The organism is Streptomyces sp. NPDC050548 (assembly GCF_044457385.1).
GTDB lineage: Bacteria > Actinomycetota > Actinomycetes > Streptomycetales > Streptomycetaceae > Streptomyces.
In genome coordinates this window covers 23,350-46,853 of sequence record NZ_JBITGV010000026.1, presented here as the reverse complement: position 1 = coordinate 46,853, position 23,504 = coordinate 23,350, and the positions used below count along the sequence as shown (strand labels likewise).

The 23,504-nt window shown below is 71.5% G+C and carries 22 protein-coding genes and 1 pseudogene; 13 read left to right on the top strand and 10 right to left on the bottom strand.

Annotated features, from left to right (window positions below; all coding sequences use genetic code 11):
* Nucleotides 1–10: 10 nt before the first annotated feature.
* Entirely contained in the window at nt 11–925 is a 915-nt protein-coding gene (locus ACIBJH_RS43590) for a LysR family transcriptional regulator (RefSeq protein ID WP_399122521.1), read from the bottom strand.
* Between the two features lie 254 nt (nt 926–1,179).
* On the opposite strand from ACIBJH_RS43590, the gene ACIBJH_RS43585 reads away from it, so the two are divergent.
* Nucleotides 1,180–1,698: a DUF6817 domain-containing protein gene (locus ACIBJH_RS43585; protein WP_399122520.1), complete on the top strand. Its 519-nt coding sequence runs from the start codon at nt 1,180–1,182 to the stop codon at nt 1,696–1,698.
* 113 nt (nt 1,699–1,811) lie between these two features.
* Here ACIBJH_RS43585 and ACIBJH_RS43580 read toward each other — a convergent pair whose 3' ends face one another.
* On the bottom strand, nt 1,812–2,504 hold the full coding sequence (locus ACIBJH_RS43580) for a TetR/AcrR family transcriptional regulator (RefSeq protein WP_399122519.1): 693 nt from the start codon (nt 2,502–2,504) through the stop codon (nt 1,812–1,814).
* A gap of 53 nt (nt 2,505–2,557) precedes the next feature.
* Here ACIBJH_RS43580 and ACIBJH_RS43575 point away from each other — a divergent pair, with 53 nt between their 5' ends.
* On the top strand, nt 2,558–3,709 hold the full coding sequence (locus ACIBJH_RS43575) for an FAD-dependent oxidoreductase (RefSeq protein ID WP_399122518.1): 1,152 nt from the start codon (nt 2,558–2,560) through the stop codon (nt 3,707–3,709).
* Nucleotides 3,710–3,746: 37 nt separating this feature from the next.
* Here the strand turns inward: ACIBJH_RS43575 and ACIBJH_RS43570 are convergent, their stop codons facing one another.
* A complete protein-coding gene (locus ACIBJH_RS43570) occupies nt 3,747–4,613 on the bottom strand; it encodes a phosphotransferase (RefSeq protein WP_399122517.1) in 867 nt (288 codons plus the stop codon).
* 173 nt (nt 4,614–4,786) lie between these two features.
* On the opposite strand from ACIBJH_RS43570, the gene ACIBJH_RS43565 reads away from it, so the two are divergent.
* The 4 genes from ACIBJH_RS43565 (at nt 4,787) to ACIBJH_RS43550 (ending at nt 8,642) form a co-directional block, all read left to right on the top strand.
* Nucleotides 4,787–6,913 (top strand): hypothetical protein, encoded by a 2,127-nt coding sequence (locus ACIBJH_RS43565; RefSeq protein WP_399122516.1) that lies wholly within the window; start codon nt 4,787–4,789, stop codon nt 6,911–6,913.
* 66 nt (nt 6,914–6,979) lie between these two features.
* Nucleotides 6,980–7,426 carry a helix-turn-helix domain-containing protein gene (locus ACIBJH_RS43560; protein WP_399122515.1) on the top strand — a complete coding sequence of 149 codons (447 nt, stop codon included), beginning with the start codon at nt 6,980–6,982 and terminating at the stop codon, nt 7,424–7,426.
* Nucleotides 7,427–7,521: 95 nt separating this feature from the next.
* Nucleotides 7,522–8,175 (top strand): hypothetical protein, encoded by a 654-nt coding sequence (locus tag ACIBJH_RS43555; RefSeq protein ID WP_399122514.1) that lies wholly within the window; start codon nt 7,522–7,524, stop codon nt 8,173–8,175.
* A 131-nt stretch (nt 8,176–8,306) separates the two neighbouring features.
* Nucleotides 8,307–8,642: a DUF2516 family protein gene (locus ACIBJH_RS43550; protein ID WP_399122615.1), complete on the top strand. Its 336-nt coding sequence runs from the start codon at nt 8,307–8,309 to the stop codon at nt 8,640–8,642.
* Nucleotides 8,643–8,686: 44 nt separating this feature from the next.
* Here the strand turns inward: ACIBJH_RS43550 and ACIBJH_RS43545 are convergent, their stop codons facing one another.
* The 4 genes from ACIBJH_RS43545 to ACIBJH_RS43530 form a co-directional block, all read right to left on the bottom strand.
* Nucleotides 8,687–10,237: a PP2C family protein-serine/threonine phosphatase gene (locus ACIBJH_RS43545; protein WP_399122513.1), complete on the bottom strand. Its 1,551-nt coding sequence runs from the start codon at nt 10,235–10,237 to the stop codon at nt 8,687–8,689.
* A 282-nt stretch (nt 10,238–10,519) separates the two neighbouring features.
* Nucleotides 10,520–11,605: an NlpC/P60 family protein gene (locus tag ACIBJH_RS43540; protein ID WP_399122511.1), complete on the bottom strand. Its 1,086-nt coding sequence runs from the start codon at nt 11,603–11,605 to the stop codon at nt 10,520–10,522.
* Nucleotides 11,606–11,820: 215 nt separating this feature from the next.
* On the bottom strand, nt 11,821–12,633 hold the full coding sequence (locus ACIBJH_RS43535) for a class I SAM-dependent methyltransferase (RefSeq protein WP_399122510.1): 813 nt from the start codon (nt 12,631–12,633) through the stop codon (nt 11,821–11,823).
* Between the two features lie 136 nt (nt 12,634–12,769).
* Nucleotides 12,770–13,462, bottom strand: coding sequence for an LAETG motif-containing sortase-dependent surface protein (locus ACIBJH_RS43530; protein ID WP_399122509.1), 693 nt, complete (start codon nt 13,460–13,462; stop codon nt 12,770–12,772).
* A gap of 355 nt (nt 13,463–13,817) precedes the next feature.
* Here ACIBJH_RS43530 and mshA point away from each other — a divergent pair, with 355 nt between their 5' ends.
* The 3 genes and pseudogenes from mshA (at nt 13,818) to ACIBJH_RS43515 (ending at nt 17,416) form a co-directional block, all read left to right on the top strand.
* A complete protein-coding gene (gene mshA, locus ACIBJH_RS43525) occupies nt 13,818–15,155 on the top strand; it encodes a D-inositol-3-phosphate glycosyltransferase (RefSeq protein ID WP_399122508.1) in 1,338 nt (445 codons plus the stop codon).
* Nucleotides 15,148–15,657: a YbjN domain-containing protein gene (locus tag ACIBJH_RS43520; protein WP_399122507.1), complete on the top strand. Its 510-nt coding sequence runs from the start codon at nt 15,148–15,150 to the stop codon at nt 15,655–15,657. Before mshA ends, ACIBJH_RS43520 begins: the two co-directional genes overlap by 8 nt.
* Before the next feature lie 120 nt (nt 15,658–15,777).
* Nucleotides 15,778–17,416 (top strand): annotated as a pseudogene (locus ACIBJH_RS43515) (glycosyl hydrolase family 28-related protein).
* A 1-nt stretch (nt 17,417) separates the two neighbouring features.
* On the opposite strand, the gene ACIBJH_RS43510 reads toward ACIBJH_RS43515, so the two are convergent.
* Both ACIBJH_RS43510 and ACIBJH_RS43505 read right to left on the bottom strand, forming a co-directional pair.
* Nucleotides 17,418–18,065, bottom strand: coding sequence for a methyltransferase domain-containing protein (locus ACIBJH_RS43510; RefSeq protein WP_399122506.1), 648 nt, complete (start codon nt 18,063–18,065; stop codon nt 17,418–17,420).
* 9 nt (nt 18,066–18,074) lie between these two features.
* Nucleotides 18,075–18,884, bottom strand: coding sequence for an AraC family transcriptional regulator (locus ACIBJH_RS43505; RefSeq protein WP_399122504.1), 810 nt, complete (start codon nt 18,882–18,884; stop codon nt 18,075–18,077).
* On the opposite strand from ACIBJH_RS43505, the gene ACIBJH_RS43500 reads away from it, so the two are divergent.
* Nucleotides 18,883–19,359 (top strand): DUF2000 family protein, encoded by a 477-nt coding sequence (locus tag ACIBJH_RS43500; RefSeq protein ID WP_399122503.1) that lies wholly within the window; start codon nt 18,883–18,885, stop codon nt 19,357–19,359. The genes ACIBJH_RS43505 and ACIBJH_RS43500 overlap by 2 nt on opposite strands.
* 334 nt (nt 19,360–19,693) lie before the next feature.
* Nucleotides 19,694–19,918 carry a hypothetical protein gene (locus ACIBJH_RS43495; RefSeq protein ID WP_399122502.1) on the top strand — a complete coding sequence of 75 codons (225 nt, stop codon included), beginning with the start codon at nt 19,694–19,696 and terminating at the stop codon, nt 19,916–19,918.
* Between the two features lie 134 nt (nt 19,919–20,052).
* Here ACIBJH_RS43495 and ACIBJH_RS43490 read toward each other — a convergent pair whose 3' ends face one another.
* Nucleotides 20,053–21,321 (bottom strand): MDR family MFS transporter, encoded by a 1,269-nt coding sequence (locus ACIBJH_RS43490; protein WP_399122501.1) that lies wholly within the window; start codon nt 21,319–21,321, stop codon nt 20,053–20,055.
* Between the two features lie 165 nt (nt 21,322–21,486).
* Between ACIBJH_RS43490 and ACIBJH_RS43485 the strand changes: the two genes are divergently transcribed.
* Complete coding sequence (locus tag ACIBJH_RS43485; RefSeq protein ID WP_399122500.1) at nt 21,487–22,248, top strand: phosphoglyceromutase; 762 nt, start codon at nt 21,487–21,489, stop codon at nt 22,246–22,248.
* A 562-nt stretch (nt 22,249–22,810) separates the two neighbouring features.
* Nucleotides 22,811–23,491 carry a hypothetical protein gene (locus tag ACIBJH_RS43480; protein WP_399122499.1) on the top strand — a complete coding sequence of 227 codons (681 nt, stop codon included), beginning with the start codon at nt 22,811–22,813 and terminating at the stop codon, nt 23,489–23,491.
* Nucleotides 23,492–23,504 lie beyond the last annotated feature (13 nt).

Sequence of the window (23,504 nt, the reverse complement as noted above, 5' to 3'; positions counted from 1 at the left end):
GCGGCTTCCGCTATTCGGGCCGGCGGGTGTGCGCGACCCGCTCCGTGCAGCTGCGGGCGACCGTGTCGGCGAAGGTCCGGGCGAGCGGGGAGAGGGCGTCCCAGCGGCGGACGGCCCAGCCGACCGGGAGCGGGGGCAGACCGGGGAGGGGGACGAGGCGGAGCGGGCCGGTGCCGGGGGTCTCCCAGCCGGGCAGGAGGGGGACTACGGCGTGACCGAGGCCGAGTTCGGCCAGCAGGAGCGCGGTGTCCCAGTCGGCGACGCCCGTGTCGGAGCTGCTGCGGACGCCGAGTTCGGCGAACGCGGCGTCGAGACGGGCGCCCGAGGTGGAGTTCGGGGGGAGGCGGATGAGGCTGACGCCGTCGAGTTCGGCGGTGTCGATGAGGGGCCGGGCCGCGAGCGGATCGTCGGCGCGGACGGCCAGCACCCAGGGCAGGTCCACGACGGGACGCTGCTCGATACCGCGCACCGGGCCGTCGATCGTGACCCACGCGAGGTCCAGGTTGCCTGCGGTGAGCGCGTCGAAGCAGGCGCGGCTTGAGGTCTCCGTCCGGAACTCAAGACCCACCCTCGGATAGCGCCGCCGGAAGGCGACGACCGCCTCCGCCATGAAGTGCCGCACGGTGGTCCCGCCGGTCGTGACCCGCACCGAGCCGCCCTCGCCGTTGACGAGGTCCCCGAGCCGCCGCATGGCCAGCTCAAGCCCGGCCACACTCTCCGAGGCGGCCTCGCACAACACCCGCCCCGCGTCCGTCGGTACGACACCTCGCGGCCGGCGCTCCAGGAGGCGCACGCCGGCCTCCCGCTCCAGCCGCTTCACATGCTGGCTCACCGCCGACTGGGTACGGCCCAGGTCACGGGCGACGGCACTGAGACTCCCCGCCCGGCACACGGCCACGAAGACACGCAGATCCTCCAGAGTCACAACTCCAAGCTACAGCTTGGGTATTGACGGAAATCCATAGGATTGACGGGGGTCACGGACTCGACGATGCTCAGCACAGGGCCCAGGCGGCAACCCGTCCGGAGCCTTCGCCGGGCGGTCCGGACCCAAGGCGAAGACACGGACGGGTGCCGACCTCCGACCTCCGACGAGCGACGGAAGGATGCCGGGTTGTGGCTGACTCTCCTACGCCAACTGGCGCTTCTGGAGGTGCTGTTGACGGTGTAGGCGGGGCCGTGGCGCTGCTCCTCCGGCTCGGCGCCGCGGACATCGAGCACCCGGGCGGCACTCTCGCCGCCCACCTCCAACGCGTCCGGCACCGCCTCGCCGACTGGGGCGCCCGCCCGGCCCTCCGACTCGCGGGCCTGTGCCACGCCTGCTACGGCACCGACGGCTTCCCCACCGCCCTGTTGCCGGTGGACACGGGCCGCGCCGAACTCGCCGAGGTGATCGGCGCGGAGGCGGAAGGGATCGTGTATCTCTACGGGGCGTGCGACAGGAAGGCCACGTATCCGCGGCTGGCGGAGGCCGACGGCGACTACCGGGACCGTTTCACGGGCCGTGTCCACACTCCCGACCCGCGCCTGCGCCGGGACCTCGCCGAACTGACCGCGGCCAACGAACTCGACCTGGCCCACCACGACTTCGCCTTCCGCGAGCGATGGGGACCCGAACTCCTCGCCCTCTTCACCCGGTTCAGACCCCTGCTGAGCCAACCCGCCTGGCGGGACTGCCGGTTGGGCCTCACACCGTGACGGACTCCGCGATCCGCCGGGCGGCTTGGGCAGGCGTGCGTCTCGCCGACCTTGTCGGCGTCGAACACCCGTGAATCCGGGATCGGTCGGGAACGGGAGGTCTGGTCCGCCGGTTACGTCGGCGGTCCGTCGAGCTTGGCGGCCACCGCGTCGAGGACCCAGTCCAGGCCGGTCGCGAAGGTGGTCTCGGCGTCCACGTCCGTGCCGTCGTGCACGGCCTTGGACAGTGCCGGGAAGCGGCCCGTGGCCAGCATCTTCGTCACGTGCGGGCCGGACGCGCGCTGCCAGTCGCGCTTGGACAGGCCCGTGGCGCGCTCGGCGCGCAGGTTCGCGATCTCGCGTCTGATCGCGCCGGTGAAGTAGGCGCTGACGGTCTCCACGGCGCGCATGACGGTGTCGATGTCGGCGTGACCGTCGAGGGCGGCCAGCGTGGCCTCGGTCACGGCGAGGCCGTTCGGGCCCAGGCTCGGACGGTTGCCGAGCAGGTCGGCCAGCCATGGGTGACGGAGGGCGGCCAGCCTGGTGCGGTGGGCGAGGACGCGCAGCGCCTCCCGCCAGTCACCGGCCCGCTCCTCGGGGAGGATCTCGGCCTGGACCTCGTCCACCATGAGGTCGAACAGTTCCTCCTTGGTGGAGATGAAGCCGTACAGCCGCATCGGGCCGGCGTTCAGCCGGGCGGCGACCTTGCGCAACGACACCGCCTCCAGCCCGCCCTCGTCGGCCAGCGCGACGGCGGCGGCGACGATCCGCTCCCGGTCGAGCGGCACGGGCCGGCTCGGCGGCTCCGGACGGTCCCACACAGTCATGGACGCATCGTACTGTTGCGATACGCCGTACCGAGACAATACAGTGTATCGACATGAGACATCGCATCGCCGTCGTCGGGGGCGGCCCCGCCGGCCTCACCTTCGCCCGGGTCCTGCACCGCCACGGCCACCCCGTCACCGTCCTCGAACGCGACCCCGGCCCCGACGCCCGTCCCCCGGGCGGCACACTGGACCTGCACGAAGGGATGGGTCAACTCGCCCTGGACAAGGCGGGGTTACTGGCGGAGTTCCAGGCGCTCGCACGTCCCGAGGGACAGGCCATGCGCATCCTGGACCCGGACGGGACCGTCCTGCGCCACTGGCTGCCCGGCCCGGACGACCTGGCCAATCCCGAGATCGACCGCGGACAACTCCGTGACCTGCTGCTGGGCCGTGCCCGCGCACACGACCCGGGCCCGCTCGACGTCCGGTGGGGGCGGGGCGTGACCCGGGTGGTGCCGGGGGCCCGGGACGGCGTACTCGTCGAGTTCGCGGACGGGCGACAGGAGTCGTACGACCTCGTCGTCGGCGCGGACGGCGCCTGGTCCCGGGTCCGCCCGGCCCTCTCGCCCGTGGCGCCGCACTACACCGGCGTCACCTCGATCGAGACCTCCCTCGACGACGTCGACACCCGCCACCCCGACCTCGCCCGGCTGATCGGCGACGGTTCCGTGGCCGTCTACGGCGCGAACCGCAGCCTCGTCGCCCAGCGCAACAGCGGCGGCCACGTGAAGGTGTACAGCAGGTTCCGCGCACCGCTGGACTGGCACAAGGACCTGCACGTGGACCTGGCCGACGCCGAAGCCGTGCGATCGAGCCTGCTGACCCTGTTCGACGGCTGGTCCGCCCCCGTCCTCGACCTCCTCCGCCGCGGCACCGCCTTCGCCCACCGCCCCTTCCACGTCCTCCCCGTGTCCCACACCTGGACCCACGTCCCCGGGGTGACACTCCTGGGCGACGCGGCCCACCTGATGCCCCCACTTGGCGTCGGCGCGAACCTCGCGATGCTGGACGGCGCCGAACTCGCCGAGTCCATCGCCACCGCCCCCGGCACCCAGGATCTGGACGAGACCGTCCGCGACTTCGAGGAACGGATGTGCGCCCGGGCCGGCAAGTGGGCCGAGATCACGACGGCCGGCCTGGAACGACTGGTGAGCCCGGACCCGGCCGAAGCGATCGCGGTCTTCGACGAGGTGCAGTCGTAGCGACCCCCAGGGGTTGGGGTTTCTACGGGCGGGGTTTCTACAGGCCGCCCAGTCGGTCATGCAGCACGTCGAGTGTCGGCCAGGGCGGACCGTCGTGCAGTGCGCGCAGGAGTTCCTCCCCGAACCACCTCCCGTTCGGAAACTGGTCGCCGAGTTCCCAGCGCCACGCGGCGACGATCGCGAGGACGAGCTGCCGGCACTCGTCGAGCAGCCCCTGGTCGACGTTCGGGTAGTGCTCGCACACCGCCTCGGGAACATGGGCGAGGTCGAACTCGACGGGTCCGCGGCAGCACGTCTCAAGGTCGATGAACAACGAGCCGTTCTCCGTGCTGAGCACATTGCCCGGATGCGGCTCCCCGTGCAGCAGCTGCTCCACGGCGCCGCGGTCGTCGATCGCCCGCCGCAGGCTCGCCAGCCTGCCACCGAGGAACACGCGTTCCGCGTCGGCGAGTTCCGGCGAGCGATCCGGGTCGGCGACGACTGCTTGCGCCTCCGTGATCCGGTCCGTGAACCTCGGGCCCGGCACCTCGACCTCGCGCATACCGGCGTGCAGCTGCTCCAGCGCCTTGGCGTAGTCGACCGGTGCGGTGTGGGGTGACACGGGCTCGTAGTACGTCCACAGCGTCACCGCGAAGCCGTCGCGCGTGTACACCCGCGGATCCGCCCGAGGTTCCAGGGGACACACAGGACACCCGGCCTCGACGAGCCGCTGGGCGAGCTCGACCTCGAACCCTGCGACCTCTTGTCCCACATGGGCGACCCGGGCAAAGACGTCGGACGGCGTCAGCCGCAGCGCCAGCTTGTTCGAGTTCTGCAGAACGACCGCGCCGTCGGCCGCCAGACCGACCGATACGGCGACCGAGGTCGCAGCCGAGATCGCACGCGTGACGTCGGTCGTCTCCATCCCCGCATCCTGACATGGATCACCGAGGGCGGTGCCGATTATTCGCGGCCGTGATCGCCACCGTCGCCGGGGTCCAACCTCCTTACAGGGAACGATAGTTGGCGCCCCCAGGGGTCGGTTCCGTGCGGCCGGAGTGCCTTGCCCCACCACGACCCGGCGGGGATCATGACCGCGTGCAGCGCCAAGAGAAACTCCACGAACTGCTCGTGCGCGCCGGGCTCACGGTCGTCGAGGACGTGCGCCCGGGCAGCCTGTTCCCGCCGGAGGCCGGCTGGCGCATCGCGCGGGGTATCGCGGCGCCGGACGGCGCGGCCCGCGAAGCGCTCGACGCCGAGTGGTGGCGCCGCCTCGCGGATGCCGACGGCGAGTTCCTGGTGGCCGTCCTCGGGCACCGCATCGGCGGCAACGACGCCTGCTGGACCCAAGTCCGGCACACGGGCGCCGGTGTCCCGGAACTGACCGGCGACCCCGGCTTCGTGGCGCTCTCCCTCGACGGGCAGGTGCTTCTGGCAGCGCTGCCGGTGCCGGTGCCGGTGCCGGTGCCGGTGCCCGGCGCGGGCGGGTCTGGGGTGGCGGCCTTGGACGGGTTGGCGGATGGGTCTGGGGTGGCGGCCTTGGACGGGTCGGTGGATGGGTCTGGGGTGGCGGCCTTGGGCGGGTCGGCGGACGGGGCTGGGGTGGCGGCCCTTGACCGGTTGGCGGATGGGGCTGGGGTGGCGGCCCTCGACCGGCCGGCGGACAGGCCCAGGGTGACGGCCCTCGACCGGCTGCCGGAGCGGCTGGAGGAGATGGCGGTGGCCGCCGGGCGTGAGACGGAGGCCGAGCGTGCCGAGGTGTGGGCGGCGGTCCCCGGCCGGCCTGCCTGGCCCCTGCACTGGGCGGAGGGGATCGGATCCAATCCGGCCGCACCGGACGAACTGCTGATCCGGCTGCTGGACGTGACGCCGGGCTTCCTGCACGGATGCGACCGGCCCGCCGTCCTCGACGCCGCCGTCGCTCACCCCGATCGGCAGGTACGGTCGACACCCGCCGACACCTTCCGGCCCAAGCTCACGTCCGACCAGTGGACACGCCTGATCCGCGCCGAACCGTCCCCGAGCCGGCGCGTGCACTGGGCCGAGTGTGCCCGCGCCTGGGGTCTCGAACTCCCCGAGGACCTCTACGACGACCTCCTCGCCGGCCCGTCCCGCGCCCAGGCCGCCGAACTCCCCGGACTCCCCGCCCGTCACCTTCCGCCCCTCGCCGCCGACGCCGATCCGCGGGTGCGGGCGAGCGCCTGCGCCCGGTGGGAGGACCTCGCCGCGCCGCTGCGGGAGCGGCTGCTGGCCGACACCGACGACGCGGTGCGAACGGCGGCGCTGCTCGCCCACCACACCGGCGTCCCCATGCCCCGCGAGGTCTTCGCCGCGCTGCCCGCGCCCCGGCGAGCGCTCGAACAGTGCCGTCTCGCGCCCGAGTTGGAGGCGGAACTGGTCCGGGACACAGACGCGGACACACGCGGGGGGCTGGCCGCCAACCCGCGGCTCGGGGCCAGTGCTGTCGCCGTCCTGGCGCAGGACCCCGACGACGACATCCGCTCGACGGTGGCACGGCGAGCCGACCTCACCGAGGAGCAGCGCGCCGCGGTGCGCCACGACTTCGACCCGGCGTCGATGTCGAGGCCTGACCCTCTGCCCTGGGTCCGGAACCTGCACGGCGACAGCGACGCGATGCGCCGCCTGGCCGTGTCGTCCCATCCGCTCGTCCGCCGCAGCGTGGCCCGTGCCCGGCACCTCCCACCGGACGTGGTGGAGCGGCTGGCCAGGGACGAGGACCGGGCGGTCCGCCTGTTCCTCGCCGAGTCGTGCGACGACGCGCCGGCCGAGATGCTGCTGGAGGTCTGGCGCTGGTGGGACGGCAGCTTCAGCCACCCGGGCCGCCCCCGAAACCACCCCAACTTCCCCCGCACGGGCCTGCTGCACTACGCCGGCGACCCCGTCGGACGGATGCGCCGCCTGGCCCTGGACGATCCGGAGTCCACGCCCGCCGACGTCGCGCGTCTCGCCCGCGACCCCGACGCCGAGGTCCGCCGCCGCGCCGCTCAGGACCCCCGCCTGTCACCGGCCGACGCGGTACGGCTCCTGAACGACCCGGAGAGCTACGTCCGCACGACCGCGATACGCAACCCGCACCTGCCGTCCCACGTCCTCGCCGGCCTCCTGCACGACCGCACCACAGCCTCGGAGGCGGTCACCAACCCGTCGATCCCGGTCCCGTTGCTGCATCGCATCGTGACCATGGCGGCCGAGGCGGCCAGGTGAGTGGCGTGGCGCACTTTTGCAAGCAGGTGCTTGCAATAGTTAGCAGGAGTGGTGCAAGGTGGAGTCATGGCAACGCTCAACGTCGGCAATCTTGGTGAGTATCTGCGGGAACAGCGGCGCACCGCGCAGCTGTCCCTGCGGCAGCTCGCCGATGCCGCCGGGGTGTCCAATCCGTATCTGAGCCAGATCGAGCGCGGGCTGCGCAAGCCGAGCGCGGAGGTGTTGCAGCAGGTCGCCAAGGCGCTGCGGATCTCCGCCGAGACGCTGTACGTGCGGGCCGGCATCCTCGACGCCGAGCGGGACCGGGACGAGGTCGAGACACGTGCGGTCATCCTCGCCGATCCCACGCTCACCGAACGGCAGAAGCAGGTACTGCTTCAGATCTACGAGTCCTTCCGCAAGGAGAACGGGTTCGAGATCGCCGACGGGGACGAGGGCGTGGAGAGCGGTCCCGGCGTGAGCGACGGTGCCGACGGCGGCGACGCCGACCCGCGGGAGCAGACGGCCGGGTGACGACGACACAACCCGTTGACGACGACACGGCCCGTCCGCCGAGCGCGGAAGCAACACAAACCCTCAGCTGATAGCAACCGGGAAGGACCATCACCATGGCCATCACCGATGACCTCCGCAAGACCCTGAGCGACCCCACCCCCCTCTACTTCGCCGCCGGCACCGCCGACCTCGCCCTCCAGCAGGCCAAGAAGGTCCCCGGCCTGGTCGAGCAGCTGCGTGCCGAGGCCCCGGCGCGGATCGACGCCGTGCGCGGCACCGACCCGAAGGCCGTGCAGGAGAAGGCCGCCGCCCGCGCCAAGGAGGCCAGTGCCAAGGCCAAGGAGGCGCAGGAGACCCTCCAGACCAAGGTCAACGAGTTCCTCACCAGCCTCGACGGCGACCTCAAGAAGCTCGGCACCACGCTCGACGCCGACCTGAAGAAGTTCGGCGAGTCCGCCCAGGACCTCGCGCTGCGCGGGGTCGGCGTCGCCGCCGAGTACGCGGTCAAGGCCCGTGAGGCGTACGAGAAGGTCGCCGAGCACGGCGAGCAGGCCGTGAAGACCTGGCGCGGCGAGGCCGCCGACGAGATCGAGGAGCTGGCCGTCGCGGTCGAGCCCGACCCCGAGCCGGTCGTCGTCAAGGCCGAGGAGCCCGCTCCGGCCCCCGCCCCGGCCCCGACCGCCGCCGCCCCGGCGAAGAAGCCCGCCGCCAAGAAGGCTCCGGCCCGCAAGACCACCGCGAAGAAGACCACGCCGCCCGCGAAGTGACACGAACGGGTGATCGGTGACGGGTCGGGCACTCGACGGGTGCCCGACCCGTTCTGTCTTCAGCGGCAATCCGGTTGCGGGTACGGTGACCGCGTAATGACTAGCCGAGTCTGGTGGTGGACGTAGTGCTGATGCAGGGCTTCAGTGGGTTCATGTGGCTGTTGAGCACCGCCCTGATCGTGTTCAGCGGCTTCGCGCTCCTCGACGCCGCGACGCGCCGCGAGGACGCCTATCGCGCGGCGGACAAGAAGACCAAGCCGTTCTGGCTGATCATTCTCGGGCTCGCCTTCGTGGTGAACCTGATCTTCAACATCCTGTCGTTCCTGCCGATCATCGGCCTCGTCGCGACGATCGTGTACATGGTCGACGTCCGCCCGGCCCTCCGCGGCCTCCCCGGCGGCGGCCGCAGCCGCAGAGGCGGCTCCAGCAGCGACGGCCCCTACGGCCCGTACAACGGCGGACGCTGACGTCCTACGACCGGGTAGCCGGAGCTACGACGAGATAGCCGGCGTTACGGCGCCCGGTCCAGCAGTACCACCGCCACGTCGTCCGTCAGCTCGCTGCCGTTGAGGTCGCGGACCTCGTTCACCGCGGCCCGCAGCAGTTCCTCGCCCCGCAGCCCCTCCGCGAGCTGGCGGCGGACCATCGCCACCATGCCGTCCTGGCCGAGCCGTTCGCGGCGGCCCTCGCCGATCCGGCCCTCGATCAGGCCGTCCGTGTAGAGCATCAGGCTCCACTCCGCGCCCAGTTCCACCTGCATCCGCGGCCAGCGGGCACCGGGGAGCAGGCCGAGGGCGGGGCCGTTGTTGTCGTAGGGGAGAAGCTCGGCCGGGCGGCCGGGGCAGGCAAGCAGCGGGGACGGGTGGCCGGCCAGGCACAGGCCCGCGCGACGGCCGTCGGGGGCGATGTCGACCGTGCAGAGCGTCGCGAAGATCTCGTCGTCGGCGCGCTCGTGCTCCAGGACCTGCTGGAGCGTGCCGAGCAGCTCGTCGCCGCACAGGCCCGCCAGGGTCAGCGCCCGCCAGGCGATGCGCAGTTCCACGCCGAGCGCGGCCTCGTCGGGGCCGTGGCCGCAGACGTCGCCGATCATCGCGTGCACAGTGCCGTCGGGGGTGCGCACGGTGTCGTAGAAGTCGCCGCCGAGCAGCGCGCGGGAGCGGCCGGGGCGGTAGCGGGCGGCGAAGTGCAGCGGGGAGCCGTCGAGGAGGGGCGTGGGCAGCAGGCCGCGTTCGAGGCGGGCGTTCTCCTGGGCACGCAGCTTGGACTCGGTGAGCTTGCGCTCGGCCCTGTCGGAACGTTTCCGCTCCACCGCGTACCGGATCGCGCGGCTCAGCAGCCGGCCGTCCAGCTCGTCCCGGAAGAGATAGTCCTGGGCGCCCACCCGGACCGCCTCGGCGCCGCGCTCGGTGTCGCCGGACGCGGTGAGGGCGAGGACGGCGTGGTGGGGCGCGGTCCTCAGTACGTGCCTGAGTACGGCCAGCTCGTCGTCGGCGCCGTCCGCGGCCCGGCCGGGGGCGGGCAGCGCGAGGTCGAGCAGGATGCAGTGGACGTCGTCGGTGAGCAGCCGCTCGGCCTCGGTGAGGTTGCGGGCGGTGCGGACCCGGATCGGCTTGCCGGTCGGATCGACCAGCTCGGGCACGATCGGCGAGCCGCCGGGGTCGTCCTCGATCATCAGCAGGGTGAGATGACCGCCGGGACCGCCCGGGCCGCCGGGACCGCCCGGGCCGCCGGGACCGGCGTGGGTGCCGTGGGCGGCGCGGTGCGCGGCGTCGGCCGTGCCGTTGGAGTGGGCGGCGGTCTTGGCGTCGGCGCCGGTGACTGTGCCGGCGTCCACGGTGTCCTGCGGGCGCGGAGCTTCCACGACGCCGGAAGCGCCGTCGGACGCGCTCTCGGACGGCTCGCCGGACGCGTGTCCGGGCGTGGCCCCGGAGGTGTCTCCCGAGGCGTCTACGGAAACGTCTCCAGAGACGTCCCCAGAGGTGTCGCCGATCGTGGGCGCGGCCGGCGCCTGACCACTTTCCGCGGCCGGGATCGCTCTCTGCCGCGGTATGGGTGCGGGCATCGTCCTGTTCCTTCCCTCCCCCCGAGGGCGCGGCGGGGCGAGGGACCTCGACCCACCGACCGGGACCATAGCGGTAGTGGGCGCCGGAAAGGAATGGTGTGAGGCAGGTCGCCCGGCAGGCGGCCACAGTCATATGCCGTGTTCTGTACCGCAGTTGGGCAGGACGGCGGTGGGGCCGGGATGACGAAGGTCACGCCGTACCGGGGTTTGGGGCGGGTGATGCGTGTGCTGCGTCACGTGGCTCGGGTCACCGATCGCCACCGCGGCTACGAGCCGGTCACATCACGCATCCGGTCGCACAACACCCAATATCGGCATCGAACCGGCCCCCGCGATCGTCACCGTACGCCCCGGCCGCGGGGCGTGGATGATCGCGCCGTCGCCGATGTACATCGCGACATGGCTGGCGTCGTCGAAGTAGATGATCAGGTCACCGGGGCGCATGTCCTTGACGTCCACGTGCGGCAGCTGCTTCCACTGCTCCTGCGAGGTGCGCGGGATCGGGTCGCCGGCGCTCGCCCAGGCCTGTGAGGTCAGCCCCGAGCAGTCGTACGACTTCGGGCCCTCGGCGCCCCACTCGTACGGCTTGCCGAGCTGGGCCGTCGCGTACGCCACCGCCGCTTTGCCCTCGGCGGACGCCTTGCCGCCGATGTCCTTGAGGACACCGGAGTCGAGCCAGTCGGTCTGCGCCTTCAGCGCGGCCTGCCGCTCCAGCTCGGCCAGGCGCTCCTTCTCCTTCTTCTCCAGCTGGGACTCCAGCTTCTCGGCCGCCGCGATCTGGGTGGTGATCGTCTTCTTGGCCGCGGCCTTGGCCTGGCGGTTCTTCTCCAGCTGCTGCCACTGGGTGGAGGCGTCGGCGGTGTACTGCTTCAAGTCGTCCTGGGTACGGGTCAGTTCGGCGATCAGGCCCTTGGTGGCACGCTGGCCCTGGAGTATCCGCCCGGCACCGTCCAGAAACGCCTGCGGGTTGTCGCTCAGGAGCAGTTGCGCCTCGTCCGGGAGTCCGCCCGTGCGGTACTGGGAGCGGGCCGCGGCACCGGCGCGGTCCTTCAACTCGTCCAGTTTCTCCTGGCCCTTGACGATCTTCTTGGCCAGCTCGACGATCTGCGCGGACTGCTTCTGCGCCTGCTCCTCGGCCGCGTTGTAGGCGTCGGTGGCGACGGCGGCGTCGTGATAGAGGTCGTCGAGCTTCGCGCGTACGGCCTCAAGGTCCTTGTTCGTCACGGGGGTTGGCGACGTGGTCGACGAAGACGAGGGAGTCGGCGTGGGCGACGGGCTCGCGAAGGCGATGCCGGGTGCCGCCAGCACGGTGACCGCGCAGACGACCGTGACGGCCGTCGTGATCAGGGCTCGCCTGCCCGCTCCCATACCCCTGCCCCCACATCCCGTATCTGATTGACCGTCAGTAACTTACGGACGCCTGGGGGATCGTGCCATGTCCACACAGAAAACGACAGAGGTAGCACTTCCCGTACTTCTTCCCGTGCTTCTTCCCTTTCCTTCCAGGTCATGACCTGTCACGGCGTTTTCCCCGCCCATGTGACGAACGGCCGGCGGAGATCGTTCCCTCGCCGGCCGCCCGTTCACCCCACCGGGGCCAAGGCCCCCCATTCCACGGTCACTTCGCCCTGCCGCCACCGCACCGGACCGTCCACCACCGGCCAGCCGGCGGTGAGGTCCCGCACCGCGCGGATCCAGCGCTGACGGGCGCCGTAGGAGGCGTAGGGCGCCGCGGCGGCCCAGGCGCGGTCGAAGTCGCGGAGGAAGGCGTGCACCGGTTCGCCGGGCACATTGCGGTGGATGAGGGCCTTGGGGAGGCGTTCGGCGAGGTCGGACGGCCGCTCCAGGGAACCGAGCCGCGCCGCGAAGGTGACCGTCCGCGGCCCCTCGGGCCCGAGCGCGACCCACACGTGCCGCCGCCCGATCTCGTCACAGGTCCCCTCGACCAGCAGCCCGCCCCGGGAGCCCCAGCCCGCCGGCGCGAGCCGCCCGCACAGCCGCGCCCACACCTCGGCGACCTGCGCCTCGTCGTACTGCCGCAGGACGTTCGCCGCGCGGATCAGCGCCGGTCGTTGCGGCACGGGGATCTCGAACCCGCCGTGCCGGAACACCAGCCCCTCACGCTCGTACGGCAGGGCCGCCGCGACCCGCGCCGGTTCGATCTCGACACCGACCACGCGCGCGTACGGGGCGACGGTACGGAGGCGCGCGAGCAGTTCTACGGCGGTCCAGGGCGCGGCGCCGTACCCGAGGTCGACGGCGAGCGGATCGCCGGCCCGCCGCAGCTCGGCGCCGTGCGTCGCCACGATCCAGCGGTCCATACGGCGCAGCCGGTTGGGGTTGGTCGTCCCGCGCGTCACTGTTCCTACGGGGCGGGCGGCTGCGCGGGCTGTCATACGTACGAGGGTAGGCGGGCGCGGTCGTGGCGGGCCGCAGAGCCGGAGCGGGGGCAGGGCGATCGTGACGCCCACGGGCCGGCGGATCGCGGTGCCGATGTGCCGACGGCACCCGTCCGCCGCCCCCCGGGTCGGATCAGCGCGAGCCGCGGCCCGCCCTGCGGCGCAGTGCGACGACGATGCCGCCGCCGGCCGCGACCAGGGCGGCCGCGGTGCCCGCGATTGCGGTGGTCCCGTTGCCGGCCCCGGTCTCGGCGAGGTGTGTGCCGCCGCCCGCCGGTGACGGGGCGTTGCTCGCCGCGGGCACGGGGCTGCTGCTCTCCGTGGAGGAGGGGGAGGACGCGGAGGGGCTGGAGGACGGCTCCGGTGACGTCGAGGGCTGCGCGGACGCCGAGGCGGAGGCGGACGCCGACGCGCCGCACGTCACATCCGGGATGACCACCATCGGTGTGATGTCGTCGTCGACCTGGTCGCCCGCCTTGACGTGGACCCGGAAGGTTTCACCGGCGTACCAGTCCAGGGGCTTGAGGTCGACGCTGACGCCCTCGGCGGTCGGGTGGGCGATGGTCTCGGTGTCGACCAGCCGCTCCTCATGCGAATCGGCCATGGTCAGTTGGAGGTACAGGCCGATCGTGGCCGGAGTCCCGCTCGCGTCCTTGTCCGTGACGCGGATGACGCCGTTGCCCTGGGCGTCGCAGAGCGGGACCGCGGTGAAGTCGCCGATGGTGCAGGCGAGCGCGGTGTGGGCGGCGGCGAGGGAGAGCGCGGCCGCGGCGGTCGAGGTGCCTATGACACGGGCCGCCCTGGCGGCGCGGGGGGAGAGGGACACGCTTGTCCTTAGGTCGAAGGGCCCGGGACCACGTCGTAGAGTCCGAGCGCCCGACACGTCTACAAGCCCTGTGGCCCCGCTGTCAAAGGTTGTATCGCCGCCGGTCAAGACGTGGTGAAGGGGTGGTCGGCGGCAGCCCTGCGACTGGTCAAGCGATGGTCATGGGCATGCCCGACCGCGGTGCGGCGCACCAACTGCGCACGCAGCAGCGGATCGAACGGTTGAGCGACAATCAGTAATGTCCAGGTAAAATCCCCATGCGCCGGAATGAGAATCCCGCCCCCTGGCGTTGCACCCCCTTGGAGGGAACCGCACGCCCTCCCTCAGGCATGCCCGCAGCGAGGAGGAACGCCACGTGAGCCAGTACGGCAGCAGGCTCGGGCGGCGTTCCCCGGCCTCGTCCGCCCGGTTGCGGCTGCACCGCAAACCCCGCCGGGTCGCCATGCTCTCCGTGCACACCTCGCCGCTGCACCAGCCCGGCACGGGCGACGCGGGCGGCATGAACGTCTACATCGTGGAGCTCGCGCAGCGCCTCGCCGCGATCAATATCGAGGTGGAGATCTTCACGCGCGCGACCACCGCGGTCCTCCCTCCGACCGTCGAACTGGCACCGGGCGTCCTCGTCCGGCATGTCGACGCGGGGCCGTACGAAGGTCTCGCCAAGGAGGAACTGCCCGCCCAGCTCTGCGCGTTCACGCACGGAGTGATGCAGGCGTGGGCCGGTCACCGCCCCGGCTACTACGACCTCGTCCACTCGCACTACTGGCTCTCCGGCCACGTCGGCTGGCTCGCCGCCCAGCGCTGGGGCGTCCCCCTCGTGCACGCGATGCACACCATGGCAAAGGTCAAGAACGCCAACCTGGCCGACGGCGACACCCCCGAACCGGCCGCCCGCGTCATCGGCGAGACCCAGATCGTCTCCGCCGCCGACCGCCTCATCGCCAACACGGCGGAGGAGGCCGACGAACTCGTACGGCACTACGCGGCCGACCCCGCCAAGGTCGCCGTGGTCCACCCGGGCGTGAACCTCGAACGCTTCCGGCCGGCGGACGGCCGTGCGGCGGCCCGGGCCCGCCTCGGCCTGCCCCAGGACGCCCTGATCCCGCTCTTCGCCGGGCGCATCCAGCCCCTCAAGGCGCCGGACGTGCTCCTGCGCGCGGTCGCCGTGCTGCTCGACGAGCGGCCCGAACTGCGCTCGAACATCGTCGTCCCGGTCGTCGGCGGCCCCAGCGGCAGCGGTCTCGCCAAGCCCGAGGGGCTGCAGAAGCTGGCCGCGCGGCTGGGCATCGCGGACGTCGTACGGTTCCGGCCGCCGGTCGGGCAGGAACAGCTCGCGGACTGGTTCCGGGCCGCGTCCGTGCTGGTCATGCCGTCGTACAGCGAGTCCTTCGGGCTGGTCGCCATAGAGGCGCAGGCGGCCGGTACACCGGTGCTCGCGGCCGCGGTCGGCGGCCTCCCGGTCGCCGTGCGCGACGGCGAGACCGGCTTCCTCGTCCAGGGCCACGATCCCGCCGCCTACGCCCGCGTCCTGCGCACCCTCGCCGACGACCCGCACCTCGCGCCCCGCATGGGCGAGGCCGCCGCACAGCACGCCGAGTGCTTCGGCTGGGACACGGCGGCCGCCGCCACGGCCGACGTCTACGCGGCCGCGGCCCAGGCCCACCGCCGTCACGTACGCTCGCACCATGGGTGAGAAAGCGGACCAGGACCGGGCGGCGCAGGTCATCGAGGGTTTCCTCAAGGGCGCCGAACTCGACTGGGAGAGCCCGGAGTCGGGCACGTTCGTGGTCCAACTCCCGGGCACCCGCAAGCTGTCGACGACCGTCTCCCTCCTCGTCGGCCGCCACTCCCTCTCGCTCAACGCCTTCGTCATCCGCCACCCCGACGAGAACGAGACCGGCGTCCACCGCTGGCTCCTGGAGCGCAACCTCAAGCTGTACGGCGTGAGTTACGCCGTCGATCAGCTCGGCGACGTCTACGTCACCGGCCGCCTCCCCCTCTCCGCCGTCACCGAGGCCGAGATCGACCGCCTCCTCGGCCAGGTCCTGGAGGCCGCCGACGGCAGCTTCAACACCCTCCTGGAACTGGGCTTCTCCTCCGCGATCCGCAAGGAGTACGCGTGGCGGGTGTCGCGCGGGGAGTCGACGCGGAACCTGGACGCGTTCACGCATCTGACCAAGCGACCGACCAACTGACCGCTGACTGACCGCGTTCCTCCCCTTCTGCTGGTTCCTTCCCTCGTGGCATGCTCACCGCTGACGCAAATCTGAACGTCGTTCACATCCATGAAGAGCCGCATGGGAGGACGTACGTACATGAGCCACATCCCCCTCACCAGACGAACCCTGCTCGGCGGCGCGCTGGCCGCTGCGGTTCCCCTCCCGAGAACCACATCCGGCGGTGAAGTCCCTTCCCTCTGGCGGGAGTTCACCCGCACCCCCTTCACCCACCCGCAGATCCCGTACATCGGCAGGGCGGGCGCGCGGCGCCACCCCCGCCACCCCCGGGTCTTCGACGTCCTCCGCTACGGCGCCGTCGCGGACGGCACCACCGACTCCGCCCCCGCGATCAACCGTGCCATCGCCGCTGCCGGCCAGGCCGGCGGTGGCACGGTCCACATCCCGTCCGGCACCTTCCGCATCGACGACGTGATCCGCGTCGGCCACTCGAACGTCGTGGTCAGGGGTGCGGGCAGCGACCGTACGAAGCTCTGCGCGACCCGCAGTCTGACCGAACTGATCGGCGTCTACGGCTCCCGCTACGGCGGCGACAAGTCGGCCTGGTCCTGGGCGGGCGGCCTCGGGACCCAAGCCTCCCCTTGCCCCGACGGCCCGTTGGGACTCACTGGTCGCCGCGATCAGGGCGAAGGCCTGGCCCTTCGAGGGCTGGACCGGCAACAGGCGTGACGAATGGCGGCAGTTGACGACGGTCGAACCGGCGAGGCGGGGCGCGTGGACGGTACGGGTCGCGGACCCCTCACAACTCAGGCCCGGCACCCTGGTGTTGCTCCGCCTCGCCGACGACCCCGCCCACACCCTCCTCCAGCACATGTCGGGCGGCGGCCCCGGCCCCGAGGCGTACTACTGGGACGACAAGACGAAGCTCCTGTCGTACGTCCCCTACGAATGGCCCGTCCGCGTCGCCCACGTCCACGGCCGGAACGTCACGCTGGAGCGCCCGCTGCCCCTGGACATCCGCCCCGAGTGGAACCCTCAATTCACCACACATGTAGAGGAGTTGACGGGATCGGGGGTGGAGGGTCTGACGCTGGAGGCGGTCGAGACCCCGCAACAGCCGCACCTCCTCGACAAGGGCTACAACGGTGTCGTCCTCCAATGCGCCTACGACTGTTGGCTGGACGACGTGACAGTCCGTCATGTCGACAACGGCTTCGGCCTGGTGGCGGCCTCGGCGTGCACCCTGCGCGGTACGACGGTGGCGGGCCGCGGCTCCCACCACCCCTACTTCTGCCGCGAGGGCTCGCACGACAACCTCATCGAGGACTTCACGATCGAGGACCGGACGGTCCCGGCACCGCCCAGCACCCAGCTCCACGGCATCAACGTGGAGGGCCTGTCCTCCTACCACGTCTGGTCGCGCGGTGACATGCGCATGGGCACCTTCGACAGCCACCGCGGCCTGCCCTTCGCCGATGTCCGCACCGACAACACGGTGAACAACAACGGCCGCCACGGCGGCGACGCGAACGCGGGACCGCTCTTCGGCGCCCGCTTCACCCACTGGAACATCCGCGTCACCAACGGCCGCGCCGGCCTGATGAAGATCGACCGACTGGCGCCGTACAGCGCCACGGTGGGCCTGAACACGGTCACCGAGTTCGACCAGACCGACGTCCCCGACTTCACCGGCGACCTCAACTCCCGCCTGGAGCTGTACGGCACGACGGACGCCGTACGGCCGCGGAACCTGTACGAGGCGCAGCGGGAGCTGTGACTCAGGTGCACCGGAGGACGTCGTAGCCGATGAAGTCGAACATGCGGGTGCCGGGCGGCAGTTGGCGCTGCGAGCCGGTGAAGCGATGGGCGCCGACGGCCTGGGGGATCGAGGGGTCGGAGACCCACAGCCGCTCGAAGTCGCGTTCCTCCAGCCAGGCGCAGACCTGCGGGACGAGGTCGGTGGCCATGTCGCGGCTGCGGGTCCAGACGAGCGTGCCGCCCGTCCGGCACAACGCCGTGCAGTGGTCGAGGAGGCGTTCCACGTCGGCGTCGGTGATGTTGCCGAGGACGCCGCAGGCGAGGACGAGGTCGGCGGGTGCGAGGTCGGCGTACTGGTCCGTCGACGAGGCGTCCCCGGCGACGGCTTCGACCCCGGGGAGGCCGGCGGCATGGGCGCTCGCGGCCGCATGGGCGACGTTGCGTTCGTCCAACTCGACCAGCCGGGCGCGGACTTCGGCCCCGCGCGGATGGTCGGCCAGTACGCCGATCAGGTCACGGCCCTGTCCGGCGCAGAGGCTGATCGCGGTGAGCGGTCCGGGCGGAGCGGTGTCGAGGGCGAGTCGTAGGCGTTCCTGGACGAGGGCCAGGCGTCGACTCAGGTAGGAATCGGGGGAGTTGTAGGAGTCGTGCCACTCGTGCCAGTCCATGCGGGGAATCTAGCCACGGCGTCGACGGCTGTCGCGCGAATATCGCCCCGGCGTGACCCCCACCAACTTCCGGAAATGGCGGGTGAGATGGGACTGGTCGTAGAAGCCGGTGGCCGCCGCGACCTCGCCCGGCGGGCGGCCGTCGAGGAGCAGCCGGCGGGCGCGGTCGACGCGGCGGGACATCAGGTACTGGTGCGGTGCGATGCCGTACGCGCCGCTGAACGCCCGTACCAGATGGGCAGGATGGGCGTGCACGAGCCGTGCGGCCTCGTCGAGCGCGATGCCCTCGGTGACGCGTTCGTCGAGGAGTTCGCGGAGGGTACGGGCGAGGGCGGGGTCCTCGGCGGGGGTGGGGGAGGACGGCCGCGGCCGTAGATGGGCGTGCAGTCGTTCGGCGATGAGGGTGAGGCGGCTCGCGGCCTCCAGTTCGTCCCCGGGGTGGTCGAGTGCGGCATGCAACTGGCCGACGCGCAGCCGTAGTTGGGGATCACGGAGATCGGGCCGGTCGACGGCGGACCCGATGAGACCGTCCGGGAGGTGGGTGTCGTCGAGATAGAGGACGCGCTTGCGGAAGCCGTGCGGGGTGGCGGGGGAGCCGTTGTGCGGGACGTGCGGCGGCAGCAGCGACACCGTGTCGTGCGGAGTGCCGTGCTCGTGCCGGTCGAGGTCGTACCGTACGGCGCCGTCGTCCACGATCAGCAGCGTCCACGCGTCGTGCACGTGCATCGGGTAGGCGTACTCGGTGAAGTGGGCGTGGAAGACCTCGACGACACCGGGGATGCGGGGCCGCCAGGCGGAGACCTCCTGCTGCGGGGCCATGCAAAGAACGTACAAGACGGGGGCGCGGGGCGGTCGGCAGTCTCGACGTATGAACAGTGAACCGGTGCGCTTCGACACCAAGATCGCCGTCCTGCTGCGCGCGGACCTTGAGCCCTGGCAGCGGCTGAACGTCACGTCCTTCCTGGTCAGCGGCCTGGGCACACAGATCCCCGAGGTGATCGGGGAGCCGTACGAGGACGCGGACGGGGCGGCGTATCTGCCGATGTTCCGGCAGCCGGTGATGGTCTTCGAGGCCACGAAGGAGGTCCTGGTGGCGGCCCACGGCCGGGTCCTGTCCCGGGCCCTGCCGCGCGCGGTCTTCACGTCCGACCTGTTCGCCACGGGCAACGACCGAGACAACCGGGCGGCGGTACGGGCCGTGCCCACGGCCGAGCTGGATGTGGTGGGGCTGGCGGTGTACGGGCCGCGGAACGGGGTGGACAAGGTGGTGAAAGGGGCGCGGATGCATCCGTGACGCCATCCGTGACGCCATCCATGACCGAATCTGCACAGGGCGTGCGCAACCGCGGGGCGGGCGGGGCCCGTTGGGGCCGAGTTGTCCGGTTCGAACCGGCCGCCGTACTGCCTGTCAGCCCGCTGTGCGCCGCCGCGTGTAGAGAACCCGGACCCAACTCGTGTGCACACTCACACGGTTGGGTCGCCGCCGGGTTCAACTGTCCTGTGGGGAGCGGGTTCGGACTGGATGCCCCGCACGTCGCGTGGTTTGATCCTGCGCATCGCGGCCCGCAGCCTGTCCCCCGGCGGGACCGCATCCCCATGTGGACCACCACGCGAAGGGCAGTTTCCCCATGAACTCCGCTCCCCAGGTTCAGACCCTCGATCTCTCCGACACCGAGCTCGACACCGTGTCCGGCGGCGTGAGCCCGCAGGTCAGCGTCAGCGTCGGCTCGACGACCCTCAGCAGTGCGGACCTCCTCGCCGAGGTCGACTCGGTCAAGGCAACCGTCCTGGGCACCCTCGGCGGCACCCTCGGGGCGCTCCCCCACAGCGTCGGCGTGAACGTCGCCTACTGACCGGTGCCTGTCGGCGGCCATCGCCGGTCCTGACGACGAGCCCCCTACCCGCGGAAGACGTGCGGGTAGGGGGCTCGTCGTCGGGTACGTCATCGTCGGGAAGGTGACGGCGTGGCCGTGTCATCGCATTGCCGTCAGGCCGCGCTGACCTCCGGTGCCGCCACGGCGGCAGAGGACTCGGGGGCTGCCGTCCCGTTCGCCGGAAGCCGCCGCATCAGCACCCCGTACCCGACGGCCGCCCCCGTCCCCACGACCGCGCACACTCCCCACAGCCACTCCGCCCCGAACCGGTCGATGACGAAGCCCGACATCAGCGGAGCGACGAGCGCGGCGACGGACCACGACAGGGTGTACATGCCCTGGTAGCGCCCGCGTCCCTGGACCGGGGAGAGGCGGACCACGAGGCCCGTCTGGGTCGGGGCGTTGATCATCTCGCCGAGGGTCCACACGCACACCGTGAGGGCGAAGACGCCGACCGAGCCGGCGAACGCGGTGAGCCCGAAGCCGTAGCCCGCGAGGAGGGACGAGACGACCAACAGGCGCCTGGCGTCGCGGTGTTCGATGAGGCGGGTGACCGGGATCTGGAGGGCGACGATGAGGAAGCCGTTGACGGCGATCGCGGTGCCGTAGTCGGCGGGCGTGAACCCGGCCTCGCCCATCGCGACCGGCAGTCCCACCGAGCCCTGCTGGAAGACGAGCGCGACGAGGAAGGACAGTCCTACGACGCTCATGAACCGCCCGTCGCGCAGTACGGTCCGCAGGCCGACCGCGTCGGCGGGCCGCTTGCCGTCGGCGCCGGTCACGACGCTCGGCCGGGACTCGGGCAGCCGTAGGAACACGACGACCGCGCAGGCCGCCGTCATCCCCGCTTCCAGCAGGAATCCGGCGCGGTAGCTGACCTCGGCGATGAACCCGGCGGCCATGGAGGAGATCGCGAAACCGAGGTTGATCGCCCAGTAGTTGAGGGAGAACGCGCGGACGCGGTCCTCGGGGCGCACGATGTCCGCCATCATCGCCTGCACCGCCGGGCGGGACGCGTTGCTCGCCATCCCGACGAGGAAGGCGACACCGGCGATGGCGAGGGGGTCGTGCATGAAGCCGAGCAGCGCCACGGAGGCGGCGGTGGACGACTGCGCGATGAGGAGGGTGGGCCGCCGTCCGAGCCGGTCGGTCATCACGCCCGCGCCGATCGACGAGACGACCCCGCCGAGCCCGTGCAGCGAGGCGACGAGACCGGCGTAGGTGGCGGAGTAACCGCGGTCGAGGGTCAGATACAGCGCCATGAACGTCGAGACGAACGCCCCGAGCCGGTTGACGAGGGTGCTGGTCCACAGCCACCAGAACTCGCGGGGCAGCCCGGAGACGGTTTCCCGGGCGGCACGTCTCAGGGCGACGAGTGACATGGCGGATCCCCCACGGTCGGACAGATGTGTAAGTGGCTCATGCGCCGCTCACAACTTACGAAGGGGGAGGGTCGACGGACCACTCAATTAACAGAAGCCGTCAACTGTCGGACCGGGAGGCAGGCACCCGACCCCGGCCCGAATGCGTGGATTACGCTCTGAGGCATGGCCGACGCACCGTACAAGCTGATCCTCCTCCGCCACGGCGAGAGCGAGTGGAACGCGAAGAACCTGTTCACCGGCTGGGTGGACGTCAACCTGAACGAGAAGGGCGAGAAGGAGGCGGTCCGCGGTGGCGAACTCCTGAAGGACGCCGACCTCCTCCCCGACGTGGTCCACACGTCCCTCCAGAAGCGCGCGATCCGCACCGCGCAGCTCGCCCTCGAATCCGCCGACCGCCACTGGATCCCGGTCCACCGCAGCTGGCGCCTGAACGAGCGCCACTACGGCGCCCTCCAGGGCAAGGACAAGGCGCAGACCCTCGCGGAGTTCGGCGAGGAGCAGTTCATGCTCTGGCGCCGTTCCTACGACACCCCGCCCCCGCCCCTTGAGGACGGCACGGAGTTCTCCCAGTCCGCCGACCCGCGCTACGCCTCCATCCCCCCGGAGCTGCGCCCCCGCACGGAGTGCCTGAAGGACGTCGTCGTCCGCATGCTCCCGTACTGGTACGACGGCATCGTCCCCGACCTCCTCGCGGGCCGCACGGTCCTGGTCGCCGCCCACGGCAATTCGCTCCGCGCCCTGGTCAAGCACCTCGACGGCATCTCCGACGCCGACATCGCGGGCCTGAACATCCCGACGGGCATCCCGCTGGCCTACGAACTGGACGCGTCCTTCAAGCCGGTCAAGGCCGGGGGGACGTATCTGGACCCGGCCGCGGCCGCGGCCGCGATCGAGGCGGTCAAGAACCAGGGCAAGAAGAAGTAAGCCGCAACGATCAAGGCCCCTACCCGCGGTTCGTCCGCCGGTAGGGGCCTTCTTGCTGTGCTGGGGCCGTCTCTGGGACCTCAGCGGGTCATCGTCGCCTCTCGGCGTTGCGCAGTGCCGTGACGAGGGTCTCGAAGGCCGCCACGTTCTTCGGGGACTTGATACCGAGCCGCTGCGCGGCAAGCTGCACGGTCAGCTCGCCTTTCCGGCATGTCCGCTGCTTTGGCGAGCACGGCCCTGCCTTTCCCCGACGGGGAGTTGAGGGCGTACCCAGCGTTGGTGGCCGCACGTCTTATGTATTCGGAAAAAGTCTTCGGAGCAAATTTCGGACGCGTTGCCACGTGCCGCCCCTTCCGTCGCAGGATGAAGCAGGATCCCACTCCGCCCACCGTTTCCGGTAGGGAACGGCTCCGACTCCTGAGGGCCCCGCCCCGGAAGTGGATCGGAAGCGGATCGGTTCTGGTGGCGGAAGCGGTGTCGGCGGTGGCATGCAAGGTGTCAATCAGCCTTTCTGCGACGGGGGCGCGAAGTCGGCGCGCTGTCGCGACCGTTGGAGTGCCCCATGAACGACCTCGGACCACCGCCGTTCGCCCCCGCCGCCCCCGCCGTGCCGAATCCGCCGGCCTCCTACCGTGCCGGTGGGCTGATACCGCCCGCCGGAGCCGCCCGTACCTGGGGGCTCACCGTCCTCGGGGTGCCCCTGGTGATCGTCCTGCTACTGGGGCTGGTCGACGGTGCCTATTCCGGTGGGGGAGGAGGAGCGCAGGCCGCCCAGCCCTGGAGTCCGTCCACCGCGTCGTCGTCGGCATACACGTACACCCAGACCCCATCCGTCGAACCGACCCCCTACGGCGCCTCCGATCCGACCTCCATCCCCACGCCTACCGACACCGACACCGACACCGACACCGACACCGTTACCCCCACCCCGACCGACGAGGCCACCCCGACCGCCGGGCCGGAAACCGTCGTCACCGCCTACTTCGCGGCGATCAACAACCGTGAGTACCAGACGGCTTGGGACCTGGGTGGCAAGAACCTGGGCGACCCCGACTACGACGCGTTCGTCGCGGGCTACGCCACCACCCAGCGCGACAGCATCAGCCAGGTGTCCGTGCAGGGGACCGTCGTGACGCTGGTCCTCAACGCCCTTCAGACGGACGGTACTTCGCACTCGTACCACGCCACCTACACCGTTCTCGACGGTGTGATCACCCACGGCACGGCAACCCTGATCGGCTGACCGACCCCGCACG